The organism is Pseudomonas sp. Pseusp11, from assembly GCF_047304405.1.
Lineage (GTDB): Bacteria > Pseudomonadota > Gammaproteobacteria > Pseudomonadales > Pseudomonadaceae > Aquipseudomonas.
Genome location: NZ_JBGLZF010000104.1, coordinates 1 through 279 on the forward strand (window position 1 = coordinate 1; position 279 = coordinate 279).

The window sequence follows — 279 nt, forward strand, 5'->3', positions numbered from 1 at the left end:
TTCGCCCATCAGGGCAGCACGGATTTCGGCGTCGGAGAGTGTCGCGTCCGACACGGGTTCATCTGGCACGCTCGCGAGCGCCTGGACGAGATTGGCACGACTAACGATTCCGACGACACGTCCGGCATTCGTCACGGGCACTCGTTTGATGTGCCGTGCCTCGAGAATGCCAGCAACCTCGCCTAGCGGCGTGTCGGGCTGCACGGTCACCACCTCGGTGGTCATCACGTCGCTCACCTTGAGCGCATGGGTCTTGACGTAGTCGCGCGCCTCGTGACT

The 279-nt window shown here is 63.4% G+C and carries 1 protein-coding gene; it reads right to left on the reverse strand.

Annotated features, from left to right (window positions below; all coding sequences use genetic code 11):
- Positions 1 to 279, reverse strand: a 279-nt coding sequence (locus ACCC96_RS30330) for a CBS domain-containing protein (RefSeq protein ID WP_413697747.1), incomplete at both ends; no start/stop codon positions are given.